Origin of the sequence: Streptomyces hesseae, from assembly GCF_031845785.1 — a bacterium.
GTDB classification, from domain to species: domain Bacteria; phylum Actinomycetota; class Actinomycetes; order Streptomycetales; family Streptomycetaceae; genus Streptomyces; species Streptomyces hesseae.
Genome location: NZ_JAVRFI010000007.1, coordinates 220453 through 239232, shown reverse-complemented (window position 1 = coordinate 239232; position 18780 = coordinate 220453). Strand labels below are relative to the sequence as shown.

Below are 18780 nucleotides of genomic sequence, written 5' to 3'. Positions count from 1 at the left end.
GGGTCGGTGCTGGTCAAGTGGATTCGCTGCACCGTGGTGGACCGCCGGGGGTTCGAGCGGGGGCAGCGAAAATGGGCGGGACTGCTCGGTGAACCGGGATTCCGGGGGCAGGGGGGTGGCTGGAGCCGGGCGCGTCCCGGTGTGGTGCACCTCTTCGGCTTCTGGGAAAGCCGGTCGTTCTACGACTCCTTCATGGCGCGGTCCCACGACAGGCTGGCGGCGGCGCAGGCCGGCACGTTCAGGAACGTCCAGGTGCGGCTCTTTGAGCACCGCTTCGATGTGAAGGTGGGATTCCGGCCGCAGTTCGGGGACGCGGACGTGGTGCGTTTCGCGCACTGCCGGGTCCATGAGGACCGGGTGGAACACTTCACGCTGATGCAGGAGAAGGTGTGGAACCCGGCGATGGCCGGGTCGCCCGGGATGCTGCGGGGGGTCTTCGGCGAGGCCCCCGGCCCGGAGTTCCTTGTCCTGTCGATGTGGAACTCCGGGGCGGAGCACGGGAAGTACCGCGAGGACCGGGTGGAGCGGCTCGCCCTGCGGGCACAGACCGAGGCCGACGTCGCGGCGATCAACGGTGACGTCGTGCAGATAGAGCAGGCGTGGACGGTGTGACGGCGCGCCCTGCCCGCCTGGTGCCTGCCTGATGCCGGGCACGCCCGGCCGCGTCAGCCCGCCGTCGTGACGTGGGCGCCCGCGGCGACCGCCGCGAGCGTGGCCTCGGCGGCCTCGTCCGCGACGGCGGCGTCGACGGGCTCGCGGGTGATGAACAGCCTGAGGAACAGCGGGGCGGACACGGCCCGTACGACGGCGCCCGCGTCGGTGCCGGCGGGCGCCTCGCCCCGCTCGACGGCCCGGGCGATCAGCGGCCCGCAGCGCGCGAAGCGCTCGCGGTGGAAGGCGCGCAGGGCCTCCGCCGCGCGCTCGGACTGGAACGCGGCGGCGATCAAGGCGGTCGGGGCGGCGGCGGTCCCCGGGGCGGTGAAGGTGTCGACGATCCCGTGGGCGAGCGCCCGGAGATCGCCTCTGAGGGTGCCGGTGTCGGGCGGCGTCCAGGCGTCCTCTCCCGCGAGGCCGAGGGCCTCCGCCACGAGCCCGTCGACGCCGCCCCAGCGACGGTAGAGCGTGGTCTTGTGCACGCCGGAGTGCTCGGCGACGTACTCGACGGTCAGGCCCGGGTAGCCGTGCTCGACGAGCCCGGCGAGAACGGCGTCGCGCACGGCGGCGCGGGTGCGGGCGGTGCGTCCGCCGGGCCGGACGGTGCCGGGCTCCGAGGACGAGGACTTCGCAGCCAAGTGCAACTCCTGTTGCGTTAGTCGAGCGAGGCGTGCCATGCTGAGGGTAACGCGACTTTGGTTGCGTTTGATGTCGTGTCGAGTCCCATCGCTTGGGGGAGCGTGAGGCATGGTCCGGCTGCTGGCTCTAGGGTGGCGGCATGTCACGCCCCCGGCGCATCGTCCTCCTCCGGCACGGAGAGTCGGAGGGCAATGTCGACGACACGGTCTACGAGCGGGAGCCCGACCACGCCCTCAGCCTGACCGCGAAGGGCCGCAAGCAGGCCGAGCGGGCCGGGGAGCCGCTCCGGGAGCTCTTCGGCGACGAGCGGATCTCCGCGTACGTCTCGCCCTACCGCCGCGCGCATCAGACCTTCCACGCCCTGAAGCTCGACCCCGCCCGCGTCCGCGTGCGCGAGGAGCCGCGCCTGCGCGAGCAGGACTGGGGGAACTGGCAGGAACGGGAGGACGTACGCCGCCAGAAGGCCTACCGCGACGCCTACGGGCACTTCTTCTACCGCTTCGCCCAGGGCGAGTCCGGGGCCGACGTCTACGACCGGGTCGGCGCCTTCCTGGAGAGCCTGTGGCGCAGCTTCGAGGACCCCGGCCACCCGCCCAACGTCCTCCTCGTCACCCATGGCCTGACCATGCGACTGTTCTGCATGAGATGGCTGCACTGGACCGTCGCCGAGTTCGAGTGCCTGTCCAACCCGGGCAACGCCGAGACCCGCGTACTGCTGCTCGGCTCCGACGGCCGCTATCACCTGGACCGGCCGTTCGAGCGCTGGTGTACCCCCGAGTCGTACGGCTTCACCGACTAGAGTTCGCAGCGATGACAGCTGACCGATTCCACCGGGCCCTGGCGAGTCTCCAGGGGCTGGCCGTGGGTGACGCCCTCGGCTCCCAGTTCTTCGTCCCCGCCCACTATCCGTCCCTCAAGCGCCGCGAGCTCCCGCCCGGGCCCTGGAGCTGGACCGACGACACCGAGATGGCCTGCTCCGTGCTGGCGGTCCTGGCCGAGCACGGCCGTATCGACCAGGACGCCCTCGCGCGCTCCTTCGCCGATCACCACGACTTCGACCGCGGCTACGGCCCCGCGGTCAACAGGATGCTGCGCCTGGTCAGGGAGGGCGGCGACTGGCGCGAGCTGGCCGCCGCGCTGTTCAAGGGGCAGGGGTCCTGGGGCAACGGCGCCGCCATGCGCATCGCGCCGCTGGGCGCCTGGTACGCCGACGACCCCGAGCAGGCCACGCACCAGGCCGAGATCTCGGCGTACACCACCCACCAGCACCGCGAGGCCGTGGCCGGCGCCATGGCCGTGGCCGCCGCGGCGGCCATCGCCGCGGGCCCGGCCGGCGCCCCCGGCCCGGAGGCGCTGCTGGACGGAGTGATCGCGCTCGTGCCGCGCAGCGCGGTCCAGCAGGGGCTGCGCCGCGCCCGCGACATGCTCGACTACGCCGACACGAACACCGTCGCCGCCGTCCTGGGCTGCGGTCGGCGGACCAGCGCCCACGACACCGTGCCCTTCGCCCTGTGGGCCGCGGCCCGCCATCTCGGCTCGTTCGAGGAGGCGTTCTGGACGACGGCCCGGGCCGGCGGTGACGTGGACACCACGTCCGCGATCGCCGGAGGAGTGGTCGCCGCGGCGGAACGAGGTGCTCCGCCGGCAGCCTGGCTGGAGTCCACGGAAGCCCTCCCCGGCTGGCTTCCGGCCGCTTCGCGCTGAGCGGACGGAAGGAGCGGGGGCGGGGCGGGACAGCCCGGCCTCAAAGGCGTAACCTTGCAGGCGTCATGCCCTACCAACCGCCTACCCACAGCGTCGAGCGCTCCCTCCGAGCGACGACCGGAGCAAAGATCGTCGCCGGCGTGGACGAGGTCGGCCGGGGTGCCTGGGCCGGTCCCGTCACCGTGTGCGCGGCCGTCACCGGCCTCCGCCGTCCGCCCGAGGGGCTCACGGACTCCAAACTGCTGACGCTCAAGCGGCGCACCGTGCTCGCCGAGCAACTGGAGTCCTGGGTCACCGCGTACGCGCTCGGCCACTCCTCCCCACAGGAGATCGACGAGCTGGGCATGACGGCGGCCCTCCGGCTCGCGGCCACCCGGGCGCTGGAAGCGTTGCCCGTACGGCCCGACGCGGTGATCCTCGACGGCAAGCACGACTACCTCGGGGCGCCCTGGAAGGTCCGTACGGTCATCAAGGGCGACCAGTCCTGTGTGGTCGTGTCTGCCGCCTCCGTGATCGCCAAGGTGCGGCGGGACGCCATGATGGCCGAACTGGGCGAGGAGCACGCCGACTTCGGCTTCCGTGACAACGCGGGCTACCCGTCGCCCGTGCACCGCGCCGCCCTGGAGGAGCTGGGCCCCACCCCGCACCACCGGTTGTCGTGGGCCTATCTGGACGCGCTGCCCCGGTGGCAGCACCTCAAGCGAGTTCGTATCAGCCCCGACGACATGGCCTTGGAGGCCGGTGGTCAGCTCGGCTTCGATTTCTGATCCGGACGGGCGCACAGCGCCACCCGCCGACGCGACTCGCACCGGCGTTTGATAAACATCAACTCATGCCTCTCATCCCCGAGGAGCCTCAGATTCACGAGAGTGTCCCGGGTCCCCGCGCGGTACCGGCCCCCGGCCGGACCGCGGCGACCCCCCGCCCTGTCCCTGGTCCCCGACCGGCCCCCATACGGCCCGGCGGCACCGGCCCGCACCGCACCTCCGTCCCGGCCCAGCGCGCCCCGCGCGAGACGGCCGCGGCGGAGTCGGCGGCCACCCCGCAGATCCAGCTGATCCCGGCAGTCGCCGAGGGTGCCCTGGACGCCGCGGACGAGGCCGTCGACGTCCTGCTCGACAGCGGCCGGGCCCCCGGCGAGGTGCTGGTCCTCACCACCGGTGACCCGCACCCCTGGTCCGCGCACGAGCTGTCCTTCGGCGAGGCGTCCTACTGGGCGCAGCACGACGCCGGGGACGACGTCTTCTACGCGAACGCCGACACCCAGCGGGTCACGCCCCGCCCGGTCGTCGTCGTGGCCGTCAACGGCGGGTCGGACGCCGCGGTGGCCGGCGCGCTGCCCGCGGCCATGGCCCGCGCCGGCGCGCTGCTGATCGTCTGCGGTGACCCGCAGCGGGTCAACAGCCTTCTCTCCGTCGACGCCTGACGGACGCGCACGGCGGCCGGCCGCCCGTGAGAGGGCCGTCGGCCGCCGAGGCGTATCGCCTCACCGGGCCACCGTACGGCGGTGCGCCTCGGGCGCTCCGCCGCCGGAGCTGAGCGGTGCCACCGGATAGACGGCGGAGCAGGGCCGGCGGCCGCTGCGTCCCTCGCCGAGGATCTGCCACCCGGTGCCGGTGAGCGTGATGTACGCGCCGCAGCGCAGGCCGTGCAGCGCGCAGGCGTCGCGCAGGGCCCACATCCACGCGCCGTCCTCCTCCGTCCAATGGGACTCGCCCTCACGGCAGTAGAGCAGCACGGCCGTGCGGACGGGGGCGCGTCTGCGCAGATCGTGGGGGATCACCCGGCGCAGTTGGATGAGGAGCGCGTTGCGCAGCTCCCAGCCGTCGGCCGGGCCCGCGCGCCCGGCGTGCCGGACGAAGGAGGCGCTGGCCACGAGCCGTTCGTCCGGCTGGAAGACGGCGACGACCGCCGTGGACGGCGTCGGCGCGTGCCGGGCGTGGAGCCCGCTGACCACCTCGCGCGGATTGCGCAGCAGGGGGACTCCCGAGGCGATCCAGTCCGAGGGTTCGAGCAGCCTGCCCGGGCGGGGAACGGAGTCGGCGGACGAGGGTGGAGCGAAGCCGAAGGCCATGATTCTCCCTTCGTCTGCACGCCCACGATCCGGGGCGGGAGCTCAGGCAGGGCGTACACCGCGGCCTACGGCGCGACAGCGGTCCCGGCGGCCTGTGCGACGGGCGGGGGCGGGGGACCCGTCCAATTCTCGCGGCCCCACCCGCCGCGCGGCAACGATCAATTGCCGCCAATGACCGGTATCCGCTGTTCCGGGGCCCGGAGTTCCGGGCCGCCCGGTCGTCTCGTACGTCACCCCTGAACGGCCAGGACCAGAGGGAACACCCCCTTCGCCCCGGAGCGCCGCAGCAGCCGCGCCGCGACGGCGAGGGTCCAGCCGGTGTCGGTCATGTCGTCGACGAGAAGGACCGGACCGCCGGCCGACGCCAGGGCCTCCGCGAGGGCCGACGGCACGGTCAGCGCCCCGTCCAGCGCCCGCAGCCGCTGGGCGCTGTTGGTGCGCGGCACCCGGGTGTCCGCCTCCACGTCCCCGTACTCGACCGAGCCGAGGAGGGGCATTCGGCCAATGGCGGCGATGCGCTCGCCGAGCGAACGGATCAACAACGGCCGGGTCCGGGAGGCGACGGTGACGACGCCCACCGGGCGGGCCGGGGCGTCCGGGGCGCCGGACGCCCAACCGCCCGCTCCCCGGGCCCAGTCGGCCAGCACGGTCACCACCGCGTCCGCCACGTCGTCCGGAACGGGGGCGTCCGGGGCCTGCGGCGCGAGGAGGGGGCGCAGCCGGTTGCCCCAGCCGATGTCGGAGAGCCGCCCGAGCGCCCGGCCGGGTGCGGCCTGCTCACCCACGGGGATCCGCCCCTTGAGGTCCACACCGACCGCGGCCATCCCCGTCGGCCACATCCGGCGCGGCTCCACCTCCACCCCCGGTCGTCCCAGCTCGCCCCGGGAGGCGTCCAGGGCCGCGCCGGAGACGCCGGCGGAGAACCGGGACCCGGCACAGTTGTCGCACCGCCCGCAGGGCGCCGCCGCCTCGTCGTCCAACTGCCGCCGCAGGAACTCCATCCGGCACCCGGTCGTCGCCGCGTACTCCCGCATCGCCCGCTGCTCCGCCTCGCGCTGCCGCGCGACCCAGGCGTACCGCTCGCCGTCGTACGCCCAGGACGCGCCGGTCGCGGTCCAGCCGCCGCGGACCCGGTGCACGGCGCCGTCCACGTCGAGGACCTTCAGCATGGTCTCCAGACGGGAGCGCCGGAGGTCCACCAGCGGTTCGAGGGCGGGCAGCGAGAGCGGCCGGTCCGCGGCGGCCAGCACGTCCAGCGTGCGACGGACCTGCTCCTCCGGCGGGAAGGCCAGCGACGCGAAGTACTTCCAGATCGCCTCGTCCTCACGCCCCGGCAGCAGCAGCACCTCGGCGTGCTCGACGCCGCGCCCGGCCCGGCCCACCTGCTGGTAGTAGGCGATGGGAGAGGAGGGGGAGCCGAGGTGCACCACGAAGCCGAGGTCGGGCTTGTCGAAGCCCATGCCCAGCGCGGAGGTGGCCACCAGCGCCTTGACGCGGTTCGCCAGCAGGTCCTCCTCGGCCTGCTGACGGTCGGCGTTCTCGGTCTTGCCCGTGTACGAGGTGACGGTGTGCCCACGCCGGCGCAGGAACGCCGCGACCTCCTCGGCGGCGGCGACCGTGAGCGTGTAGACGATGCCCGAACCGGGGAGCTCGTCGAGGTGATCGGCGAGCCAGGCCAGGCGGTGGGCGGCGTCCGGGAGCTCCAGGACGCCGAGGCTCAGGCTCTCCCGGTCCAGCGGACCGCGCAGCACCAGCGCCTCCGCCCCTTCGCCCGTCCCCAGCTGCTCGGCGACGTCGGCGGTGACGCGGGCGTTCGCCGTGGCGGTCGTGGCGAGCACCGGCACCCCGGGCGGCAGGTCGGCGAGCATGGTCCGCAGCCGGCGGTAGTCGGGCCGGAAGTCATGGCCCCAGTCGGAGATGCAGTGCGCCTCGTCGACGACGAGCAGACCGGTGGCGGCGGCGAGCTTGGGCAGCACGTTGTCGCGGAAGTCGGGGTTGTTGAGCCGCTCGGGGCTCACCAGCAGCACGTCCACCTCGCCCGCCGCGACCTCGGCCTGGACGGTCTCCCACTCCTCGGTGTTGGAGGAGTTGATCGTGCGCGCCTGGATGCCCGCCCGCGCGGCCGCCTCGACCTGGTTGCGCATCAGGGCGAGCAGCGGGGAGACGATCACGGTCGGGCCGCTGCCCCGCGCCCGCAGCAGGGCGGTCGCGACGAAGTACACCGCGGACTTGCCCCACCCGGTGCGCTGGACGACCAGCGCGCGGCGGCGGTCGGCGACGAGGGCCTCGATCGCGCGCCACTGGTCCTCGCGCAGTCTCGCCTTGCCCGTGGCGTCTCCGACGAGACGGGCGAGGACGGTGTCCGCCGAGGTGCGGAGGGCTTCGTTGGTCATGCCCCCATGCAACACGAGGACACTGACAACGCGCGAACCCGGTGGCCGGGCCTGTGGAAAACCCGTGCGGACGGTTCTCCACAGGAGTAGTACGACAATACTTCTGGAGTTATCCACAGGGCTGGCGGGCTCGGACGGCCTCGCGGGACTCTCGGGCCATGACGCACCACAACGAGTCCTCCCGCCCCTCCATCGACTCCTCCGCCGCCCGGGACACTCCGCCGGACGCGCAGATCACGCTGCGCAGCCCGGCCGAACTCGCCGACGCCCTCCCGTATTTGCTGGGCTTCCACCCGAACGACAGCGTGGTGATGCTGGCCCTCCACGGTGAGCGCGGCCGCTTCGGCGGGCGGCTCAGGCTGGGCATCCCGGGCCCGGAGGAGTGGCCCGACGTCAGCCGGCAGCTCGCGGAGACCCTGATCTCGGGCTGCGACAAGCGGGGCGCCCGGCCCGACGGCATCGTCCTGTTCCTGTGCCAGGACCCCGCCGGCGGAGAGACCGGCCGCCAGGTGATGGAGCGGCTCCGCCCGCTGGCCCAGAGCCTGCGTCTGGCCTGCGGAGAGCTGGACGTACCCGTCTATGAGGCACTGTGCCTCTCCGACGGCCGCTACTGGTCCTACTGCTGCCCCGACGAACGCTGCTGCCCGCCGGACGGCGCGCCGCTGGCCCCTCCCGGCACCTCGGTCATGGCCGCGGCCGCCGCCTACGCGGGGATCCAGGTGCGCGGAACGCTCCGCGAGATGGAGGCCCGGTACGCCCCGCTCACTGGAGGACGGGCGCTGGAGCAGCAGTCCGCGCTGGACGCGGCCGCCGCCGACCTCGTCCCCCGCATCCTGGCCGGCACCGCCGGCCGGACCGTACGGCAGGAGACGCTGGACCTGGTGAGCCTGGTCGTGGGCCGGTTCCACACGGCCCGGCCTGTCGTCGGCCGGGCGGAAGCCGACGCCCGTGACGACGACCTCCTGGCCGCCGACGAGGCGGCGGCTGTCATCCTCGGTCTTCAGGACCGCACCACGCGCGACCACGCCGCGGAGTGGATGGAGGGGCCCCGGGCCCCGGCGGTGCTGCGCTTGTGGCGGGCTCTCGCCCGGCGGTGCGTGCCTCCCTATACGGAGCACGCGGCCGCGCCTCTCGCCCTGGCGGGCTGGGTCGCCTGGTCGATCGGCGACCACCCGGAGGCCCGGGTCGCCCTGAGCCGGGCCCTGAGCACCGACCCGGAATACCTCTTCGCCCAGCTCCTGCACCGCGCGTGCAACGACGGCATGGACCCCGAACACCTCCGTCGCTGTCTGCGCCGCGAACGCGCCGACCGCGCGGTGCACGCGGCGGCCCACGCCGAAGTGGCCCGCGCGGCGGCAGCGGACGCCAAGACGGCGGGAACGAAGGAAGTGGTGGAGGCGCCGAGGGCCAGGGAGGCAGCGGACCACGCGCAAGAACGGCGACGCCGTGACCGGCCCGCGACCGCCGGCGCGGGGACGGCCGACGTGGGCCCGGTCGGCGTGGGATCCACCGGCCCGGGCGGCACGAGCGGGCCATCCGGCTCGGGCGGTACGAGTGGGCCGGGCTCTTCGGCCGGGCCCGTGGGCCCTGCCGGAGCCAGTGGTCCTGCGGGACGGGCGCGTACGCGGCGGCGCGGCGGGCCGCGGGGCGCGCGGAGCCGGTCATGACCCCGGCCGCCGAGGGCCACCGTGACCTCGGCGGGCCCGGCGCCGTTCACCTGAGTGGCCGTAATCGTCGTCGACGATCGTCGTCGGCCATCCGGCGGCCCGGTCAGGACCGCCGGGACCCGGACCGCGAGCACCCAGGGAGCGCAGACACCGTGCAAGGCATCGCCCCCAAGGGTCCTTCGACCCACACGTCCCACCTGGTGCAGCGGCCGCCCGAGCAGCGGCGCGGCGGCAGTGCGCGCGCCCAGGGGCCGCAGCCCGTGCACGAGTCGCTGATCTGCGTCGCCCTCCCGGCGCTCGCGATCTCCCGTGCGCACGGGCAGCTCACCGGGCACGGCCTCGACGGGTTCTACCGGAGCGGCCGCAGGCTCCTGGGCACGTGCCGGGTACGGGTCGCGGGGGTCGAGCCGTTGCCCGTGCAGGGGCGGATGGTCAGCGCGGACCGCGCCCGCTTCGTCGGCACGGTACGCACCCCCGCCGACGCCGGGCCGGACCCGGCCGTCACCGTCGAGCGGCTGCGCGACGCCGAGGGCGTGGAGCGGATCGTCGTCCGCAGCTCGGCGGCGCAGGAGCTGACGCTGCCCGTGGAAGTGGCCCTGGGGACCGACCTCGCCGAGCTGGCCGCGATCGCCGCCGGTGCCGCCGGACCCGAGCTCCCCGCCGACGTGCACGCCTCCGGGCTGCGCTGGTCGGCACCCGGGACGCAGGCGGTGGTCACCGCCGACCCGGCCCCGGACGACGTCCTTGCCTCGGCCGGACTGCTGTGCTGGGAGATACGGCTGCCGCCCGGGGGCAGCCGGAGCATTGAGCTCCGGGTCCGTCCAGAGCTGCCCGGCCGGCCGCAAGCACCCGAGTCGGCGGCGCTCGGCCGTGGCGGGGCGGCGCCGCCCTGGGGAGAGGCGGAGGCCGCCGGGGACGACCCACGGGTCGCGGCACTGCTGGCGACGGCCCTCGGCGATCTCCGCGCGCTCCTCGTCCGCGACCCCGTCCACCCGGGCGACGCCCACCTCGCCGCCGGCATCCCCTGGCGGTGCGGCCAGCTCGCCCCCGCGGAGGCCCTGTGGGCGGCCCGGATGACCCTGCCCCTGGGCGTCCGGCTGGCCGCCGGCACGTTGCGCACCCTGGCGCGTACACAGATCGCCGGGCCGGGGCCCGACAGCGGCAGGATCCCCGGGGCGCTACGGCACTCGGGCGCCCACCTGCCCCCCGGGTGCACCGGCGTCGAGGCGACCCTGCTGTTTCCCGTCGTCCTCGCCGAGGCCCGGCGCTGGGGGCTCCCCGAGCAGGAGATCGAGGCCCTGCTGCCTGCGGCCGAGCGGTGCCTGGAGTGGCTGCGAGCCGCCACCGGGGACCGGGTGTATCTCGCGGACCCGGCGCCGGGCGGGCCGTACCGCTGCGAGGTCCAGGCGCACGCCCACCGGGCCGCCTCCCTCGGAGCGGATCTGCTGGAGGCCTACGGTCGGCCCGGCGCGGAGGGCCTGCGCGAGTGGGCGGCGGCGCTGCGCCGCCGCTTCCGGGAGGACTTCTGGTCCGACGACCGCGGTGGCGGGCGGCCCGTGGCCGCGCGCACGGCCGACGGCCGGCTGATACCCCACCTGGGGTGCGCGGCGGCCCACCTGCTGGACACGGGGCTGCTCGGTTCGGGGGAGTACGGCCCGGGGCTGCTCGACCGGGTGCAGACCGAGCAGCTCGCACGGCTGCTCGGCGGTCCCGCCCTCGACTCCGGCTGGGGGCTGCGCAGCCTGGGGGCGAAGGAGCCCGGGCACAACCCCTTCGGGCACCGTGGGGGAGCCGTGCGGGTCCATGAGACGGCGGTCGCCGTGGCCGGGCTGATGGCGGCCGGGTACGAGAAGGAGGCCGCCGGGCTGCTCCGGGGGGTCCTGGACGCCTCCGAGTCCTTCGGCCACCGGTTGCCGGAGATGTACGCGGGGGACCAGCGGACCACGGGCGGTGCGCCGCTGCCGCACCCGGCGGCTTGTCGGCCCGCCGCTGTCGCCGCCGCGGGCGCGGTCCAGCTGCTGACGGTGGCGGCCGGGGTGCGCCCCGACGTCCCGGCGGGCGGTGTGACGGTCCGGCCGCCGCGCTCGGTGCCGCTCGGCGAGCTGCGGTTCACCGGGCTGCGCGTCGCCGAGCGGCCGTTCTCCGTACGGATCAGCAGACTCGGGCTCGGCATGGTCGAGGAAGCCGCGGCCGGCCTGCAACTGGGGGTGTGAGCGGATGGGCGCCGGGTTCGTGGCCGGGCCGCTGATGGGGAGAGCGCAAGAGCCTGTTTATCGTCAGGAAGACGACTATGATCACGACATGCCCTACGACCCGTCGGCCTTCCCGCCCTTCGCAGTCACCGTCGACCTGGTCGTGCTCACCGTGCGACGCCATGCGCTGTGCGCGCTGGCCGTCCGCCGCGGCGAGCCCCCCTTCCAGGGCCGGTGGGCCCTGCCCGGCGGATTCGTGCGAGCCGACGAGGACCTGGCGACGGCGGCCGCCCGGGAGCTGGCCGAGGAGACCGGGCTACAGGCCCACGACCCGGCGGCGCCCGCGAACGCCAACGCCGCGCACCTCGAACAGCTCGCCACGTACGGCGACCCCAAGCGCGACCCCCGGATGCGTGTGGTGAGCGTGGCCCATCTCGCGCTCGCGCCCGACCTGCCGGCCCCGCGCCCCGGCGGCGACGCGCGCAGCGTGCGCTGGGCGCCCGTCGAGGACCTGCTGGACGAGGTCGGGTACGGGCGCGAGGGCGAGCAGGCCGCGCCGCTGGCCTTCGACCACGCCCGTATCCTCGCGGACGGCGTCGAGCGCGCCCGGTCCAAGATCGAGTACTCCTCGCTGGCCACCGCCTTCTGCCCCCAGGAGTTCACGGTCGGCGAGCTCCGCCGGGTCTATGAAGCGGTGTGGGGCGTCGCCCTGGACCCGCGGAACTTCCACCGCAAGGTCACCGGCACCCCGGGATTCCTGGTGCCCACGGGCGGGACGACGACGCGCCAGGGCGGGCGACCGGCGCAGCTCTTCCGGGCGGGCGGGGCCACGCTGCTCAATCCGCCCATGCTGCGGCCCGAGGCGTAGCCCCGAACCCCTGGGGCGCGAAAGCCGGACGGGGGACTCGGCGGGGCCGCCGGAGGGAACACGCGGCGGCACGGGCATCTACATTGCGTAGCAAATAGGACATATCGGGTTACGGTGCTGCGGTACGGTCCCGCCGTCCCGCGAGTGAAGCCATGATCCAGGCCATCGGGCTGACCAGCCTCTCCCGCCGCCACCAGCCCCCCGCCGTCGACGACCTCACCTTCGAGGCCCGCCCCGGGCGCGTCACCGTGCTGCTCGGCGAGCCCGGCGCCGGCAAGACCACCGCCCTGCGCCTGATGCTGCGACTCGACGCCGGGCGCGGCGTCGCGCTCTTCCGCGGCCGCACCCTGGACCGGATCCCTCACCCCGCCCGCGAGATCGGGGTCCTCCTCGGGGACGTCCCCGGACACCCCGGTCGCACCGCACGAGGCCATCTGCGCATGCTCAGTGCCGCGGCCGGGGTCCCGGCCGAGCGCGCCGACGACGTCCTCGAGGTCGTCGGCCTCAGCGGCCTCGCCGACCAGCGCCTCGGCGACTTCTCGCTCGGCATGGACCGCCGCCTCGGCCTCGCCTCCGCGCTCCTCGGCGACCCCCACACCCTCGTCCTCGACGAACCGGCCGGAGGGCTCTCCCCCCGCGAGACCGCGTGGCTCCACGGGCTCCTGCGCGGCTATGCGGCCCAGGGCGGAGCCGTCCTGGTCACCTCGCGCGATCCCGCCGAGGCCGCCCGGATCGCCGACCAGGTCGTCACCATCGACGAAGGGCGCCTCGTCGCCGACCAGGAGGGGACCGCCTTCTCCGGCACCCGGCTGCGCCCCCACGTCGTCGTCCAGTCGCCCCTGGCGAACCGCCTCGCCCATGTCCTGGCCGAGGAGGCGGACTCGGCGGACGAGCGGCCGAGCGGCCCTCCCGTCGAGGTCGTGCGCGAAGGGGGCAGCCGGCTCCTCGTCTACGGCAGCAGCTGCGCCGTCGTTGGCGAGACCGCCTACCGCCACGGCATCCTCGTGCACCGCCTCGCGGAGGAGACCATGGACACCGGCCCCGTCGCACCGCTGCGGCGTGCCGACGGCCGCGGCGCCGACGGCGCGGCCGGCGAGGACGGCGCGCCGGACGGACCCGCCGTGCCGGAGGCCGCGACCCGTTCCGGCCTGCGGCGCCGGCTCCCGGCCCCGAGCCCGGCGTGGCCTCTGCGATACGAACTGCGCCGCGCCACCGGCGTACGCACCGGCTGGGGCGTGGCGGGCGGGGCGCTCGTCCTGTCCGTGCTCGCCTCCGTCCTGCTCGCGCGCGCCGGAGCCGACCCGACATCGCGGCTGCTCGTCGGCTGGCCGCTCTGGCTGCCCCTGCCGCCGGCCGCCTTCGCGGCCGGCCTCCTGGGCTCGCTCTCCTTCGGCCAGGAATTCCGCTACCCCGCGCTCGCCCCGGACCAGGGCACCGTGCCGCGCAGGCTCGGGCTGCTCGGCGCCAAGCTCGCGGTCTCGGCGGGAATCGCCCTGCTCCTCGCGCTGACCGCGCTCGGTCTCGACGCCGCCGCCCTGCGGACCCTCTTCGGCCCTGCCGTCCCCCTCCTCCCCGGCGGCTGGGCGGCCGCGCTCGTGGGCTGGACCTGCCTCGTCCTGGGGTGCGCCTGGGCGGGACTGCTCGCGGCCGGGCTGTTCCGGTCCACCGCGCTCGGGCTGGTGGCGGTCCTCGCCGTCCCCACGCTGGTGGTGCCCGTACTGGGCGGCGCGCTCTCCCGGCCCGAGGCCCGGTCGCTGATCGGCCTGCCGGAGCGGCTGCGCTCGGCGGCCCTGGTGCGCTGGCCGTCCGGCGTCGACCAGGGGATCGAGGCGGCGCTGCGCCTGATGTCCCAGCCGATCGGATGGGCGCTCGCGCTGTCGCTGGCGGGACTGCTCGGCGCGTATGTGCTGACCGTGATCCGCGGGCGGCCCAGGTGAGCGCTGTGCTAATGCGCCTCGCCGGTCCGCGGCGAACGCAGAGTGACAATCGGCCCGGAGGGGCTGTGGAGAACCCGGCGGAGCCATCACTCTCCGCAGTCGGTCAATCCAGAAGGGCGCCCGATTCTGGCTATTTGAGCGTCAATTGCGAGGTAATGGGCGATCACCCTTTCGTGTGCTTTTCACCAAAGACCTCAAGGGCCTTCGAGGTGTCGCCGACAAAGGAAGCGTGAGTACCCTTGCGCACACCATGATGACCGCGGCTCGCCCCGCCGACTCCGGCCTCGCAGGCCCGGGCGAGCTTGACCGCTACTCCTACGCGGACGCCCCCGGGGCCGACCGCGGAGCCCCGCCCGCCTGGGACGGCGACGGGGAGCTGAGCCGCGCGGGCCGCCGCGCCGCAGGCAGCCGTGGCCGAGGGCTGCACGGCCAGCTCGTACAGCAGCTGGGCCAGATGATCGTCTCCGGCGACCTGGGCGCCGACCGCCCGCTGGTCCCGGAGGAGATCGGGCAGCGGTTCGAGGTCTCCCGCACCGTCGTCCGCGAGTCCCTGCGCGTCCTCGAGGCCAAGGGCCTGGTCAGCGCCCGCCCCAACGTGGGCACCCGGGTCCGGCCCGTCAGCGACTGGAACCTCCTCGACCCCGACATCATCGAGTGGCGCGCCTTCGGTCCACAGCGCGACGACCAGCGCCGGGAGCTGTGCGAGCTGCGCTGGACGATCGAGCCGCTGGCCGCCCGGCTCGCCGCCGGTCACGGCCGCGAGGACATCCAGCAGCGCCTCGCCGACATGGCCGAGATCATGGGCCACGCCCTCGCCCAAGGTGACTCCCTCACCTTCACCCGCGCCGACGCCGAGTTCCACTCCCTGCTCCTCCAGGTCGCGGGCAACCGCATGCTGGAGCACCTCTCGGGGATCGTCTCCTCCGCCCTGCACGTCTCCGGCGCCTCCACCGGCGGCTGCGACCGTCCCACCGAGGCGGGCGTCGGGCAGCACCTGCGGATCGTCGACGCCGTCGCCGCCGGGGACGCCGCGGGAGCCGAGGCGGCCATGCGCCAGCTGCTCGTCACCCACCCCGAGGTCGAGCGAGTGGTGCCCGCCCCGCGCGAGCACTGAGCGCGGGACGGACCCCGCGGACGGGGCGGCGCGTGCGGGGCCGCTCGGCCGGCGCGTGCGTACGGGAGCGTACGCGCGCACCGGCCGAGCCGTTCCGCACGGCCGTCGACGGCGGCAGAGTTCACGATCTATCCACTTCAGGGGCCTTTCACCCTGTTTTGGGGTGTGACTCGGGCCACGAGGATTGGGCGTAACGCTCCTTGTGACAGCGCGATGACTAAAGAGGTGGTGACTGCGGAGGGAATACGCGCCTCGATGGAGGTGCTGACTTCTCCGCACTACCGCCCACGCGCCGTCGGTTCATCCTTGCCGACGGTCGTCGGCCCGGTCCAGAGCGGACGGGGCCGGAAGCCGTTTCCATCGTTCCGAGAGGTTGTTCGTGTCGGCCAGCACATCCCGTACGCTCCCGCCGGAGATCGCCGAATCCGAGTCTCTGATGGCGCTCATCGAGCAGGGAAAGGCCGAGGGGCAGATCGCCGGCGACGACGTGCGTCGGGCCTTCGAGGCTGACCAGATTCCGCCAACCCAGTGGAAGAACGTTCTGCGCAGCCTCAACCAGGTCCTCGACGAGGAGGGTGTGACGCTGATGGTCAGTGCCGCAGAGGCGCCCAAGCGCACCCGCAAGAGCGTCGCAGCGAAGAGCCCGGCGAAGCGCACCGCCACCAAGGCCGTCTCCTCCAAGACGGTCACGGCGCGGCAGTCCTCCGTCTCCACGTCGTCCGCCCAGGGCGCGTACGGCGACGAGACGGACGAGGCCGTGGCGCCCGCCAAGAAGACCGCCGCCAAGAAGGCGACGGCCAAGAAGACGGTGGCCAAGAAGACCGCCGCCAAGAAGACGACGGCCAAGAAGTCGGCCGCCAAGAAGGACTCCGACGAGCTCCTCGACGAGGACCTCCTCGAGGAGACCCCCACCCCGGGCAAGGGCGAAGAAGAGGAAGAGAGCGGCGAGAACAAGGGCTTCGTCCTGTCCGACGAGGACGAGGACGACGCCCCGGCGCAGCAGGTCGCGGTGGCCGGCGCCACCGCCGACCCGGTGAAGGACTACCTGAAGCAGATCGGCAAGGTCCCCCTGCTCAACGCCGAGCAGGAGGTCGAGCTCGCCAAGCGCATCGAGGCCGGTCTCTTCGCCGAGGACAAGCTGGCGAACGCCGACAAGCTGGCCCCGAAGCTCAAGCGCGAGCTGGAGATCATCGCCGAGGACGGCCGCCGCGCCAAGAACCACCTCCTGGAGGCCAACCTCCGTCTGGTGGTCTCCCTGGCCAAGCGCTACACCGGCCGCGGCATGCTCTTCCTGGACCTGATCCAGGAGGGCAACCTCGGTCTGATCCGCGCGGTGGAGAAGTTCGACTACACCAAGGGCTACAAGTTCTCCACGTACGCGACCTGGTGGATCCGCCAGGCCATCACGCGCGCGATGGCCGACCAGGCCCGCACCATCCGTATCCCGGTGCACATGGTCGAGGTCATCAACAAGCTCGCGCGTGTCCAGCGCCAGATGCTCCAGGACCTGGGCCGTGAGCCCACCCCGGAGGAGCTGGCCAAGGAGCTCGACATGACCCCCGAGAAGGTCATCGAGGTCCAGAAGTACGGCCGTGAGCCGATCTCCCTCCACACCCCTCTGGGTGAGGACGGCGACAGCGAGTTCGGTGACCTCATCGAGGACTCCGAGGCGGTCGTGCCGGCCGACGCGGTCAGCTTCACCCTCCTCCAGGAGCAGCTGCACTCCGTCCTGGACACCCTCAGCGAGCGCGAGGCCGGCGTGGTCTCGATGCGCTTCGGTCTCACCGACGGTCAGCCGAAGACGCTCGACGAGATCGGCAAGGTCTACGGGGTGACGCGTGAGCGCATCCGCCAGATCGAGTCCAAGACGATGTCGAAGCTGCGTCACCCGTCGCGTTCGCAGGTGCTGCGCGACTACCTCGACTAGTCCTGACAGAGCGATAGATCGATCGCCGTGGGGCCCGGTTCCTCTTCCGAGGAGCCGGGCCCCGCTGTTCTCCGGATGCGGTGACCGGCGTGCGGGGTGACGCTGGGTAGGCAAAGAACTTCGCTCCGTCAGGAGGCTGTGTATGCGCGCCCTGAGGTACCCGCTGATCGGAACGGCCGTGCTGCTGCTGGTGGCCCCCGTCCCGGTGCGGGCGGGAAACCGCGGGATCATCGGCGGGCAGGCCGTGAAGGTCGCGGACGTGCCCTGGACGGTGGCTCTGGCGAGCCGTGAGCGGTTCGGCCCCGTCCGGTCGGGCCAGTTCTGCGGTGGCGCCCTGGTGAGCCGTACGACGGTCGTGACGGCGGCCCACTGTCTCAGCCGTGAGGTCCTCGGCGTCGAGATGTCCGAGGCGAAGGACCTACGAGTGATCGTGGGGCGTGACGACCTGCGCGGCGGGGCGGGGAAGGAGATCGCGCTCAAGGACGCCTGGGTCAACCCCGCCTTCAACCCCGAGACCAACGGCGGGGACGTCGCCGTCCTCACTCTGGCCGAACCGGTCACCGACAAGGCCCCGATCGCCATGGCGAAGGAGGGGGACGCGGCCTACAAGCCCGGCACGGAGGCGGGCGTCTACGGCTGGGGCGACATGTTCGGCAACGGCGCCTACTCGCCCACGCTGCGGGGGGCGCTGGTGTACGTCATGGAGGACGGGATGTGCCGGCAGGCCTACCCGGGCGGCCCCGAAGGGGTCTACCAGCCGTCGACCATGCTCTGCGCGGGGCTGCCGCGCGGCGGGCGGGACGCCTGCCAGGGCGACAGCGGGGGCCCGCTGGTGGCGCGGGGCCGCCTCGTGGGGCTGGTGTCCTGGGGGAGCGGCTGCGCCCAGGCGGGCCGTCCGGGGGTCTATACGCGCGTCTCCGCCGTCGCCGCGCTGGTCTGGGCGCACAGTGTCGACCCGGCCCCGGGAGCCGCTCCACCGGCCGCTCCGCCGCCCGCGCAGCCTCCCGTGGCGCCGCCCGTCCGGCCACCGGCCCCGTCGGTCGCTCCCTCCGCGTCCCCGCAGGTGGCACCGCCCGCTCCGGGGGCCGGGAAGCGGCCGGGCCGGAGGCCGCGATGGGCTTGAGGCCGCGACGGGTCCTAGGCCGGGGCCGTCACCGAGCGGCGGGAGCCGGAGGAGGGTACGAGAGCGGGCGGCCTCCCCGGCAGGGGTGGCCGCCCGCGGCTGTCCGGCCCTGGACGGCCGGACCTCGCTCGTCGTCGGATGCGATGTGTCAGCGCCGCACCGTGCGGACTCAGCGGTCCTCGTCGGATGCGGACGCCGACGCCGGCACGGCGGTGAGCCGCTCCGTCTCGTCCTGTATTTCCGCGGCGATCTTCTTGAGTTCTGGCTCGAACTTGCGGCCGTGGTGGGCGCAGAAGAGCAGTTCACCGCCGCTCATGAGAACGACGCGCAGGTAAGCCTGAGCGCCGCACCGGTCGCAGCGGTCAGCGGCCGTCAGCGGGCTCGCGGGGGTCAGAACAGTAGTCACGTCGCCTCTTCTCTAGCTCGACGAGCTGTCGTACCAGGGTCAACATCCAACCAGGCCGAAAACGTTCCCGCTCGTGGCTTTT

Annotated in this window: 16 protein-coding genes; 12 read left to right on the top strand and 4 right to left on the bottom strand. The window is 74.0% G+C overall.

Features of this window, described 5'->3' with window-relative positions; translation table 11 throughout:
• Positions 1–6 precede the first annotated feature (6 nt).
• The gene (locus tag RM609_RS14380) at positions 7–612 is read left to right on the top strand and encodes a YdbC family protein (protein WP_311610978.1); all 606 of its coding nucleotides are present in this window, start codon (positions 7–9) and stop codon (positions 610–612) included.
• A 53-nt stretch (positions 613–665) separates the two neighbouring features.
• Here RM609_RS14380 and RM609_RS14375 read toward each other — a convergent pair whose 3' ends face one another.
• Positions 666–1292, bottom strand: coding sequence for a TetR/AcrR family transcriptional regulator (locus tag RM609_RS14375; RefSeq protein ID WP_311610976.1), 627 nt, complete (start codon positions 1290–1292; stop codon positions 666–668).
• Positions 1293–1432: 140 nt separating this feature from the next.
• On the opposite strand from RM609_RS14375, the gene RM609_RS14370 reads away from it, so the two are divergent.
• The 4 genes from RM609_RS14370 (at position 1433) to RM609_RS14355 (ending at position 4423) form a co-directional block, all read left to right on the top strand.
• Complete coding sequence (locus RM609_RS14370; protein WP_311610975.1) at positions 1433–2092, top strand: histidine phosphatase family protein; 660 nt, start codon at positions 1433–1435, stop codon at positions 2090–2092.
• 11 nt (positions 2093–2103) lie between these two features.
• Positions 2104–2997 (top strand): ADP-ribosylglycohydrolase family protein, encoded by an 894-nt coding sequence (locus RM609_RS14365; RefSeq protein WP_311610973.1) that lies wholly within the window; start codon positions 2104–2106, stop codon positions 2995–2997.
• A gap of 65 nt (positions 2998–3062) precedes the next feature.
• Positions 3063–3764 (top strand): ribonuclease HII, encoded by a 702-nt coding sequence (gene rnhB / locus RM609_RS14360; RefSeq protein ID WP_311610972.1) that lies wholly within the window; start codon positions 3063–3065, stop codon positions 3762–3764.
• 65 nt (positions 3765–3829) lie between these two features.
• The gene (locus RM609_RS14355) at positions 3830–4423 is read left to right on the top strand and encodes a hypothetical protein (RefSeq protein WP_311610971.1); all 594 of its coding nucleotides are present in this window, start codon (positions 3830–3832) and stop codon (positions 4421–4423) included.
• A 60-nt stretch (positions 4424–4483) separates the two neighbouring features.
• Here the strand turns inward: RM609_RS14355 and RM609_RS14350 are convergent, their stop codons facing one another.
• Both RM609_RS14350 and RM609_RS14345 read right to left on the bottom strand, forming a co-directional pair.
• Complete coding sequence (locus RM609_RS14350; protein ID WP_311610969.1) at positions 4484–5071, bottom strand: hypothetical protein; 588 nt, start codon at positions 5069–5071, stop codon at positions 4484–4486.
• Between the two features lie 230 nt (positions 5072–5301).
• Complete coding sequence (locus RM609_RS14345) at positions 5302–7464, bottom strand: RecQ family ATP-dependent DNA helicase (protein ID WP_311610968.1); 2163 nt, start codon at positions 7462–7464, stop codon at positions 5302–5304.
• 158 nt (positions 7465–7622) lie between these two features.
• On the opposite strand from RM609_RS14345, the gene RM609_RS14340 reads away from it, so the two are divergent.
• The 7 genes from RM609_RS14340 (at position 7623) to RM609_RS14310 (ending at position 18292) form a co-directional block, all read left to right on the top strand.
• Positions 7623–9131, top strand: coding sequence for a DUF4192 domain-containing protein (locus RM609_RS14340; protein ID WP_311610967.1), 1509 nt, complete (start codon positions 7623–7625; stop codon positions 9129–9131).
• A complete protein-coding gene (locus tag RM609_RS14335) occupies positions 9128–11344 on the top strand; it encodes a glycogen debranching N-terminal domain-containing protein (protein WP_438828432.1) in 2217 nt (738 codons plus the stop codon). The genes RM609_RS14340 and RM609_RS14335 overlap by 4 nt, the downstream gene beginning before the upstream one ends.
• 88 nt (positions 11345–11432) lie before the next feature.
• Complete coding sequence (locus RM609_RS14330; RefSeq protein WP_311610966.1) at positions 11433–12191, top strand: NUDIX hydrolase; 759 nt, start codon at positions 11433–11435, stop codon at positions 12189–12191.
• A 152-nt stretch (positions 12192–12343) separates the two neighbouring features.
• Positions 12344–14128, top strand: a complete 1785-nt coding sequence (locus RM609_RS14325) for an ABC transporter ATP-binding protein (RefSeq protein WP_311610965.1) — start codon at positions 12344–12346, stop codon at positions 14126–14128.
• A gap of 175 nt (positions 14129–14303) precedes the next feature.
• Positions 14304–15242: a FadR/GntR family transcriptional regulator gene (locus RM609_RS14320; RefSeq protein ID WP_311610963.1), complete on the top strand. Its 939-nt coding sequence runs from the start codon at positions 14304–14306 to the stop codon at positions 15240–15242.
• 379 nt (positions 15243–15621) lie between these two features.
• Positions 15622–17169: an RNA polymerase sigma factor gene (locus RM609_RS14315; RefSeq protein ID WP_311610961.1), complete on the top strand. Its 1548-nt coding sequence runs from the start codon at positions 15622–15624 to the stop codon at positions 17167–17169.
• A 142-nt stretch (positions 17170–17311) separates the two neighbouring features.
• Positions 17312–18292 carry a S1 family peptidase gene (locus RM609_RS14310; RefSeq protein WP_311610960.1) on the top strand — a complete coding sequence of 327 codons (981 nt, stop codon included), beginning with the start codon at positions 17312–17314 and terminating at the stop codon, positions 18290–18292.
• 169 nt (positions 18293–18461) lie between these two features.
• On the opposite strand, the gene RM609_RS14305 is transcribed toward RM609_RS14310, so the two are convergent.
• Positions 18462–18698: a DUF7455 domain-containing protein gene (locus RM609_RS14305; protein WP_311610959.1), complete on the bottom strand. Its 237-nt coding sequence runs from the start codon at positions 18696–18698 to the stop codon at positions 18462–18464.
• Between the last annotated feature and the right edge of the window lie 82 nt (positions 18699–18780).